This window comes from Paenibacillus cymbidii (genome assembly GCF_004764705.1).
GTDB lineage: Bacteria > Bacillota > Bacilli > Paenibacillales > NBRC-103111 > Paenibacillus_AN > Paenibacillus_AN cymbidii.
The window spans coordinates 311,270-328,934 of the sequence record NZ_SHLX01000006.1 but is presented as its reverse complement, the minus strand read 5'-3'; the positions used below and the strand labels follow the sequence as shown (position 1 = coordinate 328,934).

11 protein-coding genes are annotated in these 17,665 nt (G+C 58.3%); all 11 read left to right on the top strand.

Annotated features, from left to right (window positions below; translation table 11 throughout):
• On the top strand, nucleotides 1-439 hold a 439-nt coding region (locus EXY20_RS38855), incomplete at its 5' end, for a hypothetical protein (protein WP_407944908.1).
• Nucleotides 440-767: 328 nt separating this feature from the next.
• On the top strand, nucleotides 768-1,394 hold the full coding sequence (locus tag EXY20_RS11120; protein ID WP_135550819.1) for a CIS tube protein: 627 nt from the start codon (nucleotides 768-770) through the stop codon (nucleotides 1,392-1,394).
• A gap of 4 nt (nucleotides 1,395-1,398) precedes the next feature.
• Nucleotides 1,399-2,493 (top strand): phage late control D family protein, encoded by a 1,095-nt coding sequence (locus EXY20_RS11115; protein ID WP_135550817.1) that lies wholly within the window; start codon nucleotides 1,399-1,401, stop codon nucleotides 2,491-2,493.
• Entirely contained in the window at nucleotides 2,490-3,203 is a 714-nt protein-coding gene (locus tag EXY20_RS11110) for a phage baseplate assembly protein V (protein WP_135550815.1), read from the top strand. The genes EXY20_RS11115 and EXY20_RS11110 overlap by 4 nt, the downstream gene beginning before the upstream one ends.
• A gap of 30 nt (nucleotides 3,204-3,233) precedes the next feature.
• Nucleotides 3,234-3,635, top strand: coding sequence for a GPW/gp25 family protein (locus EXY20_RS11105; RefSeq protein WP_135550813.1), 402 nt, complete (start codon nucleotides 3,234-3,236; stop codon nucleotides 3,633-3,635).
• A 62-nt stretch (nucleotides 3,636-3,697) separates the two neighbouring features.
• Entirely contained in the window at nucleotides 3,698-6,859 is a 3,162-nt protein-coding gene (locus EXY20_RS11100; RefSeq protein ID WP_135550811.1) for a putative baseplate assembly protein, read from the top strand.
• A gap of 47 nt (nucleotides 6,860-6,906) precedes the next feature.
• Complete coding sequence (locus tag EXY20_RS11095) at nucleotides 6,907-9,168, top strand: putative baseplate assembly protein (RefSeq protein WP_135550808.1); 2,262 nt, start codon at nucleotides 6,907-6,909, stop codon at nucleotides 9,166-9,168.
• Nucleotides 9,169-9,244: 76 nt separating this feature from the next.
• Nucleotides 9,245-11,353: a phage tail protein gene (locus EXY20_RS11090; protein ID WP_135550806.1), complete on the top strand. Its 2,109-nt coding sequence runs from the start codon at nucleotides 9,245-9,247 to the stop codon at nucleotides 11,351-11,353.
• Between the two features lie 24 nt (nucleotides 11,354-11,377).
• Nucleotides 11,378-13,126, top strand: a complete 1,749-nt coding sequence (locus EXY20_RS11085) for a hypothetical protein (RefSeq protein ID WP_135550804.1) — start codon at nucleotides 11,378-11,380, stop codon at nucleotides 13,124-13,126.
• A 529-nt stretch (nucleotides 13,127-13,655) separates the two neighbouring features.
• Nucleotides 13,656-14,798, top strand: a complete 1,143-nt coding sequence (locus EXY20_RS11080) for a S8 family peptidase (protein ID WP_135550802.1) — start codon at nucleotides 13,656-13,658, stop codon at nucleotides 14,796-14,798.
• A 23-nt stretch (nucleotides 14,799-14,821) separates the two neighbouring features.
• Nucleotides 14,822-17,635 (top strand): fibronectin type III domain-containing protein, encoded by a 2,814-nt coding sequence (locus tag EXY20_RS11075; protein WP_135550800.1) that lies wholly within the window; start codon nucleotides 14,822-14,824, stop codon nucleotides 17,633-17,635.
• The last annotated feature ends 30 nt before the right edge of the window (nucleotides 17,636-17,665 follow it).

Sequence of the window (17,665 nt, the reverse complement as noted above, 5' to 3'; positions counted from 1 at the left end):
GTTCGGCTCGCCGGCGGCAGCGGCTGCTGCGCCCGCCGGCCAGATGGCCTTGGCGATGCCGGCGCAGCGCGAGCTGCTGGCGGCCGCCGGCTTGGCCGCCTGGCCCGGAGCCGGCGCATCGCCGGCCCCGGGCGACGGCTCGCCGCCGGCAGCGCTTGCGCCGCCGGAGCTGGCGCACAAGCAGCTGGCTCAGGCGGAAGCTTCGGCGGCGGCGGATACAGCCGCCAGCATGGAGCTGCTTCGCCCGAAGCGAGCGGAGCAGGAGACGGCGGCGGGCGCGAGCGAAGACGTCGCGCCGGAGGATCTGGACTGGACGCCGGAGCAGATCAGCCGGCTGGCGCAGCGGCTGCCGCAGCTTGACGTGAATCGGATCGCCGACAAGGTGTACCGCGAAATCGAGAAGCGGATCAAATTCGAGCAGCAGCGCCGGGGGCTGTAGCTCTGTTGTCAGCCGAAATAAGCCATCTTTTATGGCCTATTTCACTCGAAGAGGGCAGTCGCCACGAAATAGCCCATGATTTCACTGGCTATTCGCGTGAAAACAGCCCCAATTGAAGCATTTGGCGGAAATAACCAGTGTTTTTACTGGCTATCTCCGGCGAGACAGGCGAAATGGAGCCAATAAGCCATTTTTAATGGCCTATTTCGCCCCGGTCCGCGCGGTGAGGGGTTGGCGGATTTCGCCCGGCACGCCAACTTGGCAAATGCGCACTCCAACAAGCTCATCACGCCCATAAAGTCCATCTGGCCGGAAAGGAGACCCGCACATGGCGCTCAAAAAAGCGATGATCATCGTCGACAAAGGCAACAGCACGGAAAACATCGAAGTGCTGTTCAACCCGAGCGAATATACGCTCGATACGAGCAACAAATACGCCTGGCACACGATTCCCGGCCTGTCGATGCCGATCGGCCAGTTCGTCAGCGGGGAAACGACGCAGCTGACGATGGATATCTTTTTCGATACGTTCGAGAAAGGGACCGACGTCCGCGCCTATACCCGCAAAATTTCCGGCTTGCTCGATGTCGAGAAGGATCTCCATGCGCCGCCGATTTGCCGGTTCGTCTGGGGCTCGATGGATTTTAAAGGCGTGGTCGAGAAGGTGTCGCAGAAGTTTACGATGTTCCTCGACTCCGGCATTCCCGTACGCGCGACGCTGAAGGTGACGTTCCGCTCCTGGCAGACGAAGAAAGAGCAGCTGCAGCTGATTCCCCGGCAGTCGGCCGACCGGACGAAGCAGAAAACGGTGCGCCAGGGCGACCAGCTGTGGATGATCGCCGCCGAGGAATACGAGGATCCGGGCATGTGGCGGGAAATCGCCAAAGCGAACGGCATCGACAACCCGCGCCTGATGCAGGCCGGCCGCAAACTGACGGTGCCGAGGCTGGAGTGAGCGTATGGGAGACGTCAAGCTGGATACGAAGCAATATACGATCGACGAGCTGGACAAGAAGTACCGCGGTTTTTTTGCGCCGGCCTTTGAAATTCTGGTCAACGGCTCCAACATCTCGAACGAAATCGCCGTCAGCACGGTGAAGGTCGACACGAGCATCGATGCGAAGGCCGATTCGGCTTCGTTCTCCGTCGTCAATGCGTTCGATCTCGTCAAGCGCGATTTCAAGTGGCTCGACAACACGTTCGTCATCGGCAAAACGCTCGAAGTGAAGATGGGCTACGTGGACAAGTTCGTGACGGTATTCTCCGGCTACATCACGTCGGTGGCGATCGAATTGCAGGAAGGCGAACCCCCGAGCATCAACGTGCAGGGGATGGACATCACGTTCCTGTTGATGAAAGGCGCCAAGTTCAAGTCCTGGAGCAAAAAGAAGTACAGCGACGTCGTCAGCGAAGTCGGCAAAACGTACGGCGCCACGATGAAGGTGGATGCCACGAAAAGCACGATCACGACGGTCGCGCAAAACAGGGAAACGGACTTTCAGTTTCTGCAGCGGCTGGCCGGCATTGTGAACTACGACTTTTTCATCGTCGGCAAAACGATCCACTTCCGCAAGCCGCTGACGGAAATGACGCCTGTCGCTTCGCTCGAATGGGGCACCACGCTGCGTTCGCTGTCGATCGACATGAACCTGTCGCAGCAAATTACCGACGTGGTCGTGCGCGGCTGGGACGACAAGAAGCTGGAAGTGATCGAAGCGAAGTCAAACTCGGTAACGAAGCTCGGCTCCAATTCGAAGACGGGCAAGGACATCATGAAGACGCTCGGCGATTTTACCGAATACGTGCAAACGAACGTGGAATCGAAGGAAGAGGCGCTCGACAAGGCGAACGCGGCGCTGAACAAGAAGCTGATGAAGCTGGTCACGGGCAGCGGCGAATGCGTCGGCATTCCGGAAATTCGCGCCGGACGGTACATTTCGCTCAAGAACGTCGGCGCCAAGCTGAGCCAGCCTTACTACCTCACGTCGGTGTCGCATACGATCAACCAGTCCGGTTATGTAACGAAATTCCAGGTGGAGGGCAATGCGGTATGATTAACTTCGGCGAGTCGTCCGGATCGGACAACAGCGGCAGGATCGAAGGCGTCATGGTTGGCGTCGTCACGGACAACAAGGATCCCGACGGTCTGGCGCGCGTGAAGCTGAAGCTGCCGCTGCGGGAGGAAGCGACGGAAACCGACTGGGTGCGCGTCGCCACGCTGATGGCGGGCAAGGACATGGGCAGCCTGTTCATTCCCGAGGTCGGCGACGAGGTGCTGGTGGCGTTCCACCTTGGCGAAGTGCGGCAGCCGTTCGTCATCGGCACGCTCTGGAACAAAAAGTCGCCGTCCCCGAAGGCCGACGACAAGAACAACATTCGCAAGTTCAAGTCGAAGCACGGGCATGAAATTATTTTCGACGATGACGACAGCAAGGCCATGGTAACGGTGAAAACGAAAAAAGGCCAAAAAATCGAGTTCGCCGACAAGGACGACAGCATCAAAATCGCCGAACAGGGCGGCACCAACACGATTACGATCAAAGGCGGCTCCGCCGGCGAAATCGAGCTGAAGAGCAGCTCGACGGTCATCAAGATGAACGTCAAGGGCGATGTGGAAATTACGAGCAACAAAGGGGTCAAGATCAAGTCGACCCAGGTCAGCATCGAAGCTTCGGCGACGATGGAGCTCAAGGCGAGCGCAACGCTCGACATCAAGTCGGACGGCATGATCAACATCAAGGGCAGCATGGTCAAAATCAACTAACCCATTTTCCTCAAAAAGGAGCGGCGTCAGATGAGCGAAGCGTTTCTCGGGCGAGGGTGGAAGTTTCCGGTCCAGGTCGATATGGCGACCGGCCGCATTCGGATGTCCGCCTTCGAGGAAGATATCGCGGAATCGATCCGCATCATTATGGGGACGGCGAAGGGCGAACGGGTGATGCGTCCCGATTTTGGCTGCGGGGTGCAGGAGTTCGTGTTTGGCCAGACGGACGAAACGACGCTTCGTCTGCTCGAATCGAACATCAAGGAGGCGCTCCGCGTCTGGGAGCCGCGCATCCACGAGGTGGAAGTCGTGGCCGATCCGGACCGGGCCGATCCCGGCAAGCTGCACATTCGCATTTCGTACGTCGTGCGCACCACCAACAATTTGTACAACCAGGTTTATCCCTTTTACATACACGAAGGTTCCAATTGATAACATTTTGCGGATGAGACGGAGCGAAGCGATGAACAGACGCACGCGGAGGAGGTGGAAGCATGCAGCCTCCCAAAATTGACAGTCGCGACAAACAGGCGCTCATCGAACGAATGAAGGAAATGGCGCCGTTCTATACGCCGGAGTGGCGGTTTACGCCGGAGGATCCCGATCCGGGCACCGCGCTGTTCCTGCTGTTTGCGGAGATGCTGAGCGAAAATGTGCGGCGGCTCAACCGGCTGCCGGCCAAACATTTCCTCGCGTTCATGAACATGCTGGACGTTTCGCTGCTTCCGGCAAGACCCGCGCATGCGAATTTGTCGTTCCGCCTGAACGACGGCGTAACGGAGCCGGTGATCGTTCCCGCCGGCACGCAGGTGGCGGCGCCCGCGGCGGACGGGGACGGCGAGGTGCTGTTCGAAACGGACAGCGCGCTGCTGCTGACGCCGGCGACGATCACCGCCGCCTTCGCGACCAGCATCCGTCAGGACCGGATCATCCGCGTCCCCGATCTGTTCATCGCCGCCGCGAATACGGGAGCGTCGGCTCCGGCGCAGCTGTTCGCCTTCAAGACCGGCGTCAATTTGCAGGAGCATGGCTTGTATCTGGAGCACGGTTTCCTGTTCGATCTCGAACACTCGGCCCGCATCGAACTGGAAATGGGGCATTCGTTCGAAAAGTACCGCGAGCGCGACATGTGCGCCTTACTGGCCGATCGTCGGCTGGCGGAATGGTCGTACCGGACGGAGGAAGGCTGGACGCCGTTCGACGACGTGCGGGCGGAAACGAACCGCATCGTGCTGACCAAGGTGCGCAGGGCGCAGGTGGTCGAAAGCGAAGTGAACGGAGTCATCGGGCGCTGGATTCGTTGCCGGGTACGGCACGAGACGTTTGCCGGCGGCGAAGCCGAAGCGAAGGACAGGGCGGCCAAAACGCGCAAGCCGGCGGCGACGGGACGCGCCTCGTCTCCCGCTCCGGCGCCCGCGGCCGAATGGTCGCAGCTGCCGGCGCTGCTCGCGGCCAAGCTGGAATTCGACAGCATCGCGCTCAAAACCGATTACATCGACGCTCATCGGCAAGGCGGCCTGGAGCCGGCGATGATGTTTTACAACGATATCCAGCTCGATCCGGCCGGCTTCTATCCGTTTGGCGACATTTTTGCGCCGTACAGCACGTTCTACATGGCCAGCCGGGAAGCGTTCGGCAAGCGGGGCGCCACGGTCGGCATCACGTTTGCGCTCGAGGCGAGGGTCAACCGGCTGCAGACCGAGCTGGAGAAGCAGATCGAGTGGAAGATGATCATGAAGAAGAAGCAGTTCGAGAAGCAGGAGCTGCCTCCGGTTGCGGTGGCCCAGGTCATTTGGGAATATTGGAACGGCAATTCCTGGGTGCGGCTGACGACGAAGAAGGAGTATGACGAGCTGTTCTACAAGCCCGGAGAACGCAGCGTGCAGAAGGTGACGTTCCGGGTGCCGGCCGATTTGCAGGAAGCGTATGTCAACGCCCAGGCCGACTACTGGATCCGGGTGCGCGTCCTGCAAGTCGAAAATATGTATTCCACCCAGGCCGATTATTTGTCGCCATGGATCGAAGAACTGAAGCTGACTTATCAGTACGGCGACCGCAAGTTCGCCGCAGACCGCTGCCTGACGCAGAACAACATGGAGTTTGCCGACCGCACCGCGCTGACGCAAGCGAACGGGCAGGCGTTCGCGCCGTTCTATCCGCCGCAAGGCAAACATGCCGCGCTGTATCTGGCGTTCGACCGGCCGCCGGTCAAAGGGCCGATCGGCTTGTACGTATCGGTGCAGCTGACGCGCCTGACGGAACGCGACGTGCCGCTGACGGAATGGGAATATTGGCGCGGCGGCGAGGCGCAAAACTGGCGGCCGCTGAAGGTGATCGACGGCACGAACGGTTTGACGCAGAGCGGGATGGTGCAATTCGCCGGACCGCCGGATCTGGCTGCGGCAACGCTGTTCGACACGCAGGCGTACTGGCTGCGGGTGGTCGTGCAGGGCGACACGTACGACGATCCGGCATACGACGCCGCGGTTCCGGTCGTAAACGGCTTTTATTTGAACACGGTGCGGGCGGTGCAGCAGGAAAGCGTTACGGACGAACATCCGGAGAAGCGCGGCGAGGAATACGTGCTTGCGCGGACGCCGGTATTCGGCGAAACGGTATGGGTGGACGAAGCGGAGCTGCTGACCGACGAGGAAGCCGCCGCGTTGCTTGCGGCGGAAACGCATCCGGCCTTTGAGGTGCGCGACGAAGGCGGCCAATTGCAGCAGCTGTGGGTGCAGTGGGCGGGCGTCGACAATTTCGCCGATTCCGGGCCGCACGATCGCCATTATGCGATCGACCGGACGACCGGGATCATCCGCTTCGGCGACGGCGTGCGCGGCATGGCGGCGCCGGACATGGGGCTCGAGCGGGTGCGCGCGAGCTACAAGGTGACGCAGGGCAGCCGGGGCAACGTCGGACCGATGACGATTACGGCGATGCAGCAGTCGATCGCTTTTGTCGGCGGGGCGTTTAATCCGGAGCTTGCTTCCGGCGGCAGCAACACCGAATCGCTCGAGGAAGCGATGAAGCGGGGGCCGCAGCGGCTGCGGCATCGCGATCGTGCGGTCGGGGCGGAAGATTTTGAGTGGCTGGCGCGGGAAGCTTACCCGGGCATCGCCAAGGTCAAATGTTTGACCGGCCGCAATGCGCGCATGGAGCCGGAAGACGGCAGCATCACGCTGATCGCGCTGGCCAAGGACGGCATGGCGGGGCGCAGCTCGTTCCCCGAGCTGAAGCGCCGCGTCGAGCGCTATATCGGCGAACGGGCGCCGAATGTGGTGGCGATTCGCGGGAAGTTCCAGGTGGTCGAGCCGGCTTATCTCGAAATATCAATTTCGGCGCAGCTGGCGGCAAGCGGCATCGAGCAGGTCGTGCCGGCGGAGCGGGCGGCGCTCGAGCGGCTGGAGCGGTTTCTCGATCCGCTGGGCGGCGGCTACGACGGCAAGGGCTGGGCGATCGGGCAGCAGCTTCATTTGTCGGTATTCTACGCGCTGCTGAAATCGATACCGGCCGTCAATCACGTCGAGAAGCTGTACATGACGGTACATAAGCTGGAGTACGGCGAGCGGATCGAAGTGGACGCCGCCGCGCTGGGCTCGTTCCCGCACGGCATTGTCGTCAGCGGCCGCCACAGCGTGGCGGTAACGGCGATTTAACGCGGGCGAGCCCGCGCCTGGAGAGAAAACGAAGGAGGTGACAATCGGTGCTGCCTTTGCCGAATTTGGACGACCGCACGTTCGAGCAGCTGGTCAAGGATGCGCGTCGAGCGATTCCGAAGCTGCTGCCGGAGTGGACGGACGAGAACGCGCACGATCCCGGCATCACGATGGTGGAAATGCTGGCGTGGCTGACGGAGATGCAGCAGTATTATTTGAACCGCATCACCGCGCATCACGAGCGCAAGTTTCTGAAGCTGCTCGGCGTGCGCCAGCATGCGGCCGAATCGGCGACGGCCGATGTCACCTTCTCCGGCGTTGACGAATTGACCGTGCTGCCGAAAGGGACGCGGCTGATCGCGCTGGACCAGCTGTTCGAAACGGCGGCGACAACGACGCTGCTGCCGGTCAAGCTGGAGAAGCTGATCGTGCGTACGGAGGAGTCCGCCGGCGATTACACCTCTTCGAACGCGCATGCCGGCATTTCGTACTATGCGTTCGGTACGGAAGCCCGGGCCGGAAGCCGCTTGTACATCGGCTTCGACAGCGCCTTGCCGGCCGGAACGGACGTTGCGCTGTCCATCCGGCTGTACGACGGTTATCCCGTGCCGATGGCGCCGGAGGAAGCGGGCGAAGGACGACGCGTCACCTCGGGCAAAGTGTCATGGAAATATTACAGCGGCGCCGGGGCGGAAGCGGCTGACGGCGGCGGCGAAGGCTGGCTGCCGGCGGAGCTGGTATGGGACGAGACGGCGCATCTGTCCCGCAGCGGCTCCGTTGTGCTGCGGCTGCCGGCGGAGATGAAGCCGATGCTGGTGCATCCGGCGACGGATCGCCGCAGGTACTGGCTGGCGTGCACGCTGGAGCAGGAAGGCTACGAACTTGCGCCGCGCATCGAACGGATTGCGCTGAACACGGTAGCCGCCGTGCAGCGCGAAACGTTCGGCGAAGCCCGGCTGTTCGGCGGGTCGGGCGAAGCCGGGTTCGCGATCGAGTTCGCCAGCCACTGGGCGTATCACGGGTTCGTCCAGGTGCAGGTCGGCAACCCGGAGCGCGGCGAATGGCGCGATTGGCGGGAAACGGCCGAGCTCGGCGGCTGCGGAGCGGACGACGCGGTTTATACCGTCAGCCGCGACCCGCAGCGCAAGTCGGTTGTGCTGACGTTCGGCGACGGCAGCCACGGGCGTATTCCCCCGAAAGGCGAAAACAACGTTCGCGTCGTGTACGGCAAGCCGGTCTTCCTGCAATCCCGCTGGCTCGGCCGCGCGAACGGATTGCCCGGCCAGACGTTCGAGCTGAATCAGCCGGGCATCATCGCCAGCAAGTTTCTGCTGCAGATCGGCAGAACGGAACCGGGCGAGCCGGACCTGGTGTGGGAGGATTGGCGAATGGCGAAGGACTTCGACCATTCCGGCTCTTATGACCGCCACTATGTGTACGATGCGGCCGAAGGCACCATCCGCTTCGGCGACAACGAAGCGGGCATCGTGCCGCCGATCGGCGAAACGGACAATGTGCGCATCGTTTCGCTGCAGACGGGCGGCGGCCAGCGCGGCAACGTCAAGGCCGGTCTGATCGCCGTCATCGATACGTACGACCGCAAGCTGCGGGAGCTGACGGTGACGAACGATTTTGCCGCGACGGGCGGAACGGAGCCGGAATCGCTGGAGGACGCGAAGCTGCGCGTGCACCAGGAGCTGCGCGACCCGCAGCGGGCGGTGACAAGCGAAGACTACGAAACGATCGCCCGTCGGACGCCGGGTTTGCGCGTCGCCCGCGTGAAGGCGATTCCGCTCTACGCGCCCGGCTTGCGCGACTACCCGCAGGCGCAGGCGCCCGCCCAGGTGACGGTGGCGGTCGTGCCTTACGGCGAAACGGCGCAGCCGCAAGCGAGCGCCGGTTTCCTCGAATCGGTGCGCCGGCATCTCGACAAGCACCGGCTGCTGACGACGGAGCTGCATGTCATTCCCGCCGTGTATATCAAAATTACGGTGCACGCCGTTGTTGTCGTCGAGCCGCAGATGAAAGACAACACGCAGCTTGTGCGCGATGAACTGACGCAGCTGCTTGCGCCGCTTGACGGGCCGGACGGCACGAAAGGCTGGACGTTCGGCCGGAGTGTGTACAAGGGCGATATTTACGGGGCGATCAACCGGGTCAAGGGCGTTTCGTACGTGCAGGACCTGTGGCTCGATTTCGAAGGAGCGGGGGCGCGCCGGGACGCCGGCGGCGACATTCACCTCCCGCCGCACGGGCTGGTGTATTCCGGCGAACACGAGATCGAATTCGTCGGCAAGCGCGACGTGTAGCGTTGATCGTTGATTATGGTTATGGCAGCGGCTTTCGATTCGCTTCGCCGTATTCGGGACGAAAGGAGATGACGATGTGCAGGAACCGGCTCGTTTTTTTTCGCTCAACAAACTGGCTGACTGGAACAAGGGGCTCGGCTACAATCTGCATGCGGCTGACGATGGCATCGCCATCAACCGGACGGAAAAATACGGCCCCACCCGCATCATTCGCGGCTCCGATCTGGAAGGAGCGGCGGAGCCGGCCGATTTTGCCGTCGGCCGCGGCGGCAAGCTGCATGTGCTCGACGAGAACGGCGTCGTCTGGACCTACGATGCGGACAACAAGCATAACGAACCGTTGTTCCGCGGCGGCCATGGCTTGTTCACGAAGCATGCCAAGCTGGCGGCGGAGGACGATGTGCTGTACGTTGCGGACGGGCTGGCCGAGCAGCGGCTGGTGGCGTATTCGGTGGCGAGCGGGCAGCCGCTCTGGTCGGCTTCCTCATGGGAGCAAGGCGAGCTGTATCCGCTGGCGATTGCGGCGGACGGCCGCAAGCATGTGTATACCGTGGTCCCGATCGATGTGATGATCGGAATGAGTGGCAAAGTGGAGGTGCCGGATGGCGGCCGGATCGGCGTGCTGGAATGGAACGCGGCGGGACGCGTCGTACGCGTCTACGAGCACGACTTGCTCCGGCTTGTTGGCAAAATGAAGGTCGTGCACCTCATCAGGCGTTATTTTGTCGCTGTCGGTTCGAACCGGGAAGTGACCCTGTTCGACTCGGAGCGCAAGCTGGTGGCGACATTCGCGCCGGATGGCGCGCTGCGGTCGTCATTTTCGCTGGCGCAAGGCGACGCCTATGCCGGGCTTTCCATTGATTCGGCTCATCATCTGTTTATCGGCGACAGCCGCCGCCATCTTGCGGGAGACGAGGAAGAGCGCTTCATCGTCCGTTTCGGCAGCGACGGCGGCGGAGCCCGGATCGCCGGCTACCGCGGCCGTGCGGACAAACTGCTGCAGGGCAAACGCGACCGGTTGTACGTGTTCGACTCGATTGCCGGCGAGTTGACGCAGCTCGACTTGCAGCCGCGCACGCTGGAGCTGGCGCCGGGCGCGCTGCCGGAGGCGGTTTACTTCTCCGGCGCGCTGGATTCGACCGAAGCGGAAACGATTTGGCACAAGGTGACGTTCGATGCCGACATTCCCGACGAAACGCAAATCCGGATCAGCTTCTTCGCCTCCGACCGCAAGGAGCTGTTTATCGACGGCGAATACCTCGATATCAGCGGCTATATGACCGATGCGTCCATTTCGGCGCAAACGAAGCTGCTCGCTACCCGGCCGCTTTGGTCGGACCCGATCGTCAATCCGCGCGACGCTTTGTTATTCAAGGCGCAAGGGAGATACCTCTGGTTCAAGCTGGAGCTGGTCGGCAGCGAGTTCAAAACGCCGTTCGTTCGCAAGCTGCGCGTCTATTTCCCGCGGGTGTCGCTTCTGTCCTATTTGCCCCCGGTGTATCAGGAGGATACGGGCGGCAGCGATTTTCTCGAACGGTTTCTGGCGATGTTCGGCACGTTCGTCTTCGACATGGAGGAGACGATCGGCAGCTTCGGCAGCCATCTCGATGCGGATGCGGTGTCCGGCCCGTATTTGCGCTGGCTGGGCAACTGGCTCGCCGTCGCGGAAACCGACGCCTGGGAGGAAGAGAAGGTGCGCGCCCTCATTAATGCGGCGCCCGAGCTGTACAAGCAGCGCGGCACGCGGGCGGGCCTGGAACGAATGCTGGAGCTGTTTACAGGGGAAAAGCCGCTTATTGTCGAATATTTTCAGTATAAAGAGATGCAGGGCAAAACCGAGCTGCGCGAGCTGTTCGCCGGCTTGTACGGAGACAACCCGTACTGCTTCAGCGTTATGCTGAAGCCGGAAACCGTGCGCACCGACAAAATGCGCTTCCTCATCCAACAAATCATCGACGATCAGAAGCCGGCTTATACCGAAGCGAAACTGATCGTCCTTCAGCCTTGGATGTATGCGGACATGCATACGTACCTCGGCATCAACACTTATTTGTCGGAGCCGACGCTGATGACGCTCGAAGGGCGCGCGTCGATGCCATATAACACCGTACTGATCGATATCGATCAAGATCGCCGCATGGACGTCCATACGCGGCTGGGGCTCGATTCCGAACTGGACAATTAGACCGATGGAGGCGAGAGAGATCATATGAAAAAATCGCGGTATTTTCCATTCGAACGAAACCGGTACTTCTACGGCAAGCTGCTGACGGTGCGCGACTTCGAATCGGAGCAGAAATATTTCAACGACAAGCGGCGCATGCTCAACCGTCTGCTGCACGGCAGCGGCGTTGTGACCGGGCTGCAGGTGATCGCGGTCGACGACAAATCGGTTTCGGTCGAGATGGGCGCCGCGATCGACGCCCTCGGCCGGGAAGTGATCGTGCCGTCGCCGGTTACGCTCAAGCTGTCGATGGTGGAAGGCTTCACCAACAACGAATATGCCAAAAACGTCTACCTTTGCATCGCCTATGACGAAAAAGGCAAAGAGCCGGTTCACTCGGTCGGCAACCAGAGCGTGCGCTCCGACGAAGTGAGCGAGTACAATCGCGTGTTGGAAGGCTACCGGCTGTTCGTCAAGGAAGAGGCGCCTGACCCGACGTCGTTCGGCCTTGGCAGCCTGGCCGAAGAGACGTGCGTGCTGTATCAGGACGGGCAAGTGCGCGTGCTGCAAACAACGCCGCGGTATGTCAATCCGGGCGAACTGTTTGAAGTGGAGCTGCGGATCGAAAAGACGCTGCAGACCGCCAAGCTGTTCTTCGACTTCGACATTCTTGCGTCGAATTTGTCGCCGGCGGACGGAGGCAAGGTGACGTTCGAGGAGCCGCAGGACAGCCAGGAGACGGAGTATGTGATCCGTTATGCCGTACGTGCGGGCGGCGTCGCCAATGTGTCCGGCATGCTGGCGCCGCGCAAGGAAACGTCGTCGCTGCGCTTCGGCGACCGGCAAGTGAACCTGGGCGCCGGCGAGGCGAATAGTGTTGCCATCATCGACGGATCGGTGCGCAAGCGGCTGCTGGACGACTACTTCAACCGCACGCTGGATGCGGCGCTGGAATCGCCGTCCGATCCTTGCATTTATTTGGCCCGCATCGGGTTGCTCCAGATGGGGCCGACTTACATGATCGAGAAAGTCGAACCGGTGCCGTTCGACGAGTACGTATACAGCACGCAGCTGCTTAGGAAGCTGGAGCGTTTCGGCGAAGCGGATGCGCCTGCGGCGGGAGGCGGCGGTTTGTCGCTGGCGTGGAGCGCGCCGGCGGAGCCAGCCGCGGCGGCCGTCGAGCCGTCGCGCGCGGATGCGGCGCATGCCGCCGGCGAGTTGGCCGGCGCTGCCCTGGAGGCGGCAGCGGCTGCTGCGCCTGCGCCGGTGGCGCCTGCGGCGCCAACCGACGGCGGCGGCGTGCGCACCGGCGTCGCGGAGATCAGTGTCGCCGCGAACCGAGGCAGCGTTTCGCCGTTCGGCCGGAGCAACAAGCTGAACTATGTTACCGAAGAAATCGAGCATGGGCTCGGCACGGGCAACGTCTACATCATGACCGGCATCGAAGAAGAGCCGGACAACCATATCACGAACATGCTCGGCAGCAGCGAAAAAGTGTTTTACGGCGCGTCGGACGTGTTCAAGGACACGCAGCATGAATCGGCGTTCAACAGCGTGTCGATCGGCACGATTGCGTATCCTCGCAAGGGCACGTTCCGCATCGGCATCAAGCTGCAGCACGCTACAGACGCAGGCAAGGTCCGCGTTCGCTGGTGGGCGTTCCGCCAACAGCCGACGATGGCGGCCACGCTGCAGGAGCACGGGCTGCCGTCGTTCCCCGGCGGACCGAACGGGCTGATCGGCGGCGCCGGTGATGCCGCGTCGGAAGCCGCGGCAGGGAAGGACGAAGCGTAAGCGGCAGCCTGCAGGCAGTGCGGAGCACCCCGAAATACCTCTCGCCGTCAAAATAAGCCATAAAAAATGGCCTATTTGCTCATTTTTACTCGCTTCGTAGGGAATAGCCAGTGATTTCACTGGCTATTCCGAGTTGCCAGAACCCAAATCGCACTTTTCCAAGAAATAGCCAGTGATTTCACTGGCTATTTCTGATGAGCACCGCTATTTTCCGCGAATAGGCCATTTTTTATGGCTTATTTTGGTTTCGCTGGTTCCAAATGCCCCGTTAAATGCCAGGTTGGCATCCTTGCGACAAAATTTGAGCGAGCATTCCAATTTTCAACATATTCCTACTAGAAAATAACAATAGCAATGATATACTAACAAAGTGGGTTAGAAGGAGGTTGTGCCTATTAATAATTAATATGTTATTTATTAACTTCATTGAGATTTAACTGATTGATTTGGAGCACAACATTTCAAATACCCACTAGCCCGGTACTTACTCTTGAACAAGCCAACCGTTCAAAATAATGAGGAGGATTGAATGAGCATCGCTAAGTTACACAAATTGATGGCTTGTCTTTCTGCCATTGCTATTTTTTTCTCCATGATTGCGGCCGGAATCGTCCGTGCCGCCCCTCTGAATAACGATTCCGCCAGGAACGAAACGATTTCACAAAGTACATACAACGCGGTATACGAGGATTCCACTACGAAACGCTCTCATTCCTATCTCATCCGATTAAAGGACAATGTCGATTCGCAAGTATTTATGGACAGCAAAAAAATCACCAAAAACAAAAAAAACAAATTCACAACATCAAACAGTTTGCGTGTGGTTCTGTCCGACAGTGAAATTGCAGCGCTCACCAGCGATACGAATGTGTTGGAAATCGAGCAGGATGCTCAGGTGGCAATCGCTTCGATTGGCGAGATGCGATCTTCCGTCAACACCAAGAAAAAGAAGAACGCCGAAGAAGAAACAATACCATGGGGAGTAAAAGCCATTGGAGGCGATCTGGCGGCGCAGCACAATTTTGCAGGGAAAGCCGTTAAAGTCGGCATATTGGATACCGGGATATCCAATCATGAAGATTTGAAGGTGGCGGGTGGCATTTCATTTGTCGAGGGAACGACAAGTTATGCCGATGATAACGGGCACGGCACTCATGTCGCCGGAACGGTCGCAGCGCTCGACAATAAGGTCGGCGTTCAAGGAATGGCTCCAAAAGTCGATTTGTATGCGATTAAGGTGCTGGGTGCCAACGGTTCGGGCAGTTATAGCCAAGTCGTGCAGGGGATCGAATGGGCGATCGCCAACAAGATGGATATTATCAATCTCAGTTTTGGCGGCGCGGTTAACAGCGAGATTCTACATACGGCCATTAAAGAAGCGGTTCGAGCCGGGCTGATTGTAGTAGCTGCGGCCGGCAATCAGGGACAAGCAACGGAATCGGAAACGTATCCCGCATTATTCCCGGAAGTTGTTTCCGTCGGAGCCACAACGCCGTCCAATCAACGAGCCGCATTTTCCAGTACGGGTTCCAATCTGGCCCTTGTCGCTCCCGGCACCGAAGTATTAAGTACAACAATGGGAGGCCAATACGGCGAATTGTCGGGAACTTCAATGGCGGCCCCTCATGTACAGGAGCGGCAGCACTGGTATGGTCGAAAAACAAAAAGCTAAAAAATGAAGACGTAAAACGAATCTTGTACGAAACGGCGACTCCGCTCGGGACGGCAACCGAATTTGGCAATGGTCTGGTGAATGTGGCCAAAGCATTGGGAATTACGGATCAGCCCATCCCGCCTATAAAACCCGTAACGACATCCCCCACCCCAGATACTGCATCAACGCAACCCTTTGACATCCTGGATCGCGACGACAAAATGACGATTTTATCCGAAAAGCTGTTGAACTTAAAGTCTCGTGCGCTGAGCATGAAGAAAACCGATCTTGTCAAAGAAGCGGACCGTCTCTATCACACCTTGCAGTTAAAAAACAAGAAGCTCCATCAATCGGACACTTCAGCTGCCGCTGCGGCTTCCAAAGATCAATTGAAACAGCAAGCGGAACAAGCCCACTTGCGATATCGCGTATTGGCACCCGAATTCGATCGGATTCAGGAGGAGTACTTGCAAGGAATCCGTACGATCGCCGGCAAAATGTTTCCTTCGTCGCGATCCGATCAGAATAGCGAAGCGGTCGTAAGCAGCAAAAAGTTTGGCGACTTGGCCGAAATCCACCGTGGCGACGCGCATACGATCGGTTTGACCCTTGAGAATCCTGTGTCTGAACTTGTCGTGGAAGTGAAGCAGGGGGAAATTGTCATTTCGTCCGAGCGCGTCATCCCGAGCGATCCGTTGCGCCTTCAATATATATGGCAGCCGGACACCTCTATCGCTTCAGGGGAGTACACGATTTCATTCCTTTATCCGGATTCGCCCGGTTGGGAAGATCGGTTCACTGTTTATGTATCTGATACTGCATACGGGAGTCAAACCGTTACCGCTTCTGCTGTGACGATCTATACGATGGCTCTCGGCACCGCTTATAACTTTGACGTTCCGGAGAACGATTACAGGGTTTACAAATTTACTCCAAGTTCAACCAACTACTACAGAATATTCACCGATCCCTACAATGGCAATGGCGGAGACAGCGATACCGTAGTTGAAGTTTATTCGGATATCAACCTGACCCACTTGCTTTATGAAAATGATGACGGGTCGACGGCTCCATTCTCCGAGATTGACGACAGTTTTACCGGAGGCGTCAGCTACTATGTCAAAGTCTACGGATATAGCGGCCAAAGTGTGCACGCACGCATCAAAGCTGTCATTTCTCCTTTGGTATCGGGAATGCTGACCATTACTTCGACTGCGGATGTAACTTCGCCTGCTGGTCAGAACAAAGTAATCAAATTCGTTGCCACAACCTCGGGCGCTTACAAAATAAGTACGACCTATTATGCAGGCTCCTCCGCCCAAGGGATCAATGATACAGTGCTGTACGTGTATACCGATCCGTATTTGTCCAACATGATTGATTCTATGGACGCGGATGGCTCCCTGTTTGCTACAATGAACGTCAACCTGGTTGGAGGTCGCGTATATTTCATTGAGATCGGGAACATCATTGGCGAACCGTTAAAAGCAAGGTTGTCCGTTGCAAGCGGAGCAGCCGCGGCCACGGTTATTTCCTTGAACGCCCCGGTCAATGCAAGCACAACTGCGGGGACCGCCAAAGTTTACAAATTTACGCCATCAGTAACGAGAGGCTATCACATTGGTACGGATTGCTATAACAGTAATTGCGATCTTGGAATGAGCGACCACAAATTAGAGGTTTTTTCGGATGTCGGATTAACGAATCCCGTTCCATTTGGCTATTTCATACCCGGCGTCTTAGGGTCCGACTCGGTTTATCCGGATGCCTATGTAAGATTGAATGCCCAAACCAGTTATTACATCAAGCTGTCAGGTTTGGACGGAGGTAAAGTTTATGGTCGATTGTTTATCGAAAACGGAGAATATCCTACCCAAGGGCATAATGATTATCCGGCCTCGGGTCAAACGTTAACTGGCGCTATCACTGGATGGGGATGGGTAATCGACGGGTCAATTACGAACAAAGTGGAAGTTCTAATCGACAACATTGTTCAAGTCCAAGCGGTGTATGGGGATAATCGCGAAGATGTTTACAATGCGTATCCGCTTTACAATAACCATTATGCAGGCTATCATTTTACGCTCAATACGGCACTTTTTACAAATGGAGCTCATAATTTCAAGGTCAGGGAAACCGATAATAATGGGGCATTATCGATAATTGCCAACTATACGATCATTTTTCAAAACGACAGCGTCCCTCCTTCCAGCCCGACCAACCTGGTCGGAACCGTTGTGAACGGCAATCAGATTCAGCTAACCTGGTCGCCGGCTGCGGACAATGTTGGCGTGACCGGTTATCGTGTGTACAGCGGCAGTTCATTGTTAACAACGGTAGCATCGACTACTTTCACAACCGCCGCGTTGCCGATCGCACAGAGTTACAGCTACACTGTCGTAGCGCTGGATACAGCCGGCAACGTCTCCGGTGCCAGCAATCAAGCGAACGTCTATATTGCGGATACGGCGCCACCTACCGTTCCTTCCAACCTGACGATAACCGGCAGAACGCAGACCAGCGTTTCACTGGGGTGGGGAGCCTCGACGGACAACAGCGGCAGCTTGGTCTACGACATCTACAGCAACGGAGTTGTTGTCGGCACCGTCACAACGATGTCGTTTACGATTCAGGGATTGCTTGCAGGAACCAACTACAGCATCGTGGTAAAAGCGAGAGACGGCTCGGGCAATGCTTCCGCGGCCAGCAATGAAATTTATTTGGGTTATCGAATCATGACTTACCATTACGATGACGCCAACCGAATCGATTACGTTCAATTGTCTACCGGTCAGAAATATAAATACAACTACGATCATAATGGAAACTTGCTCAGCATCATTCGAATCAACTAGCGATGGGTTTCAATAATTTACGGGGAGGCT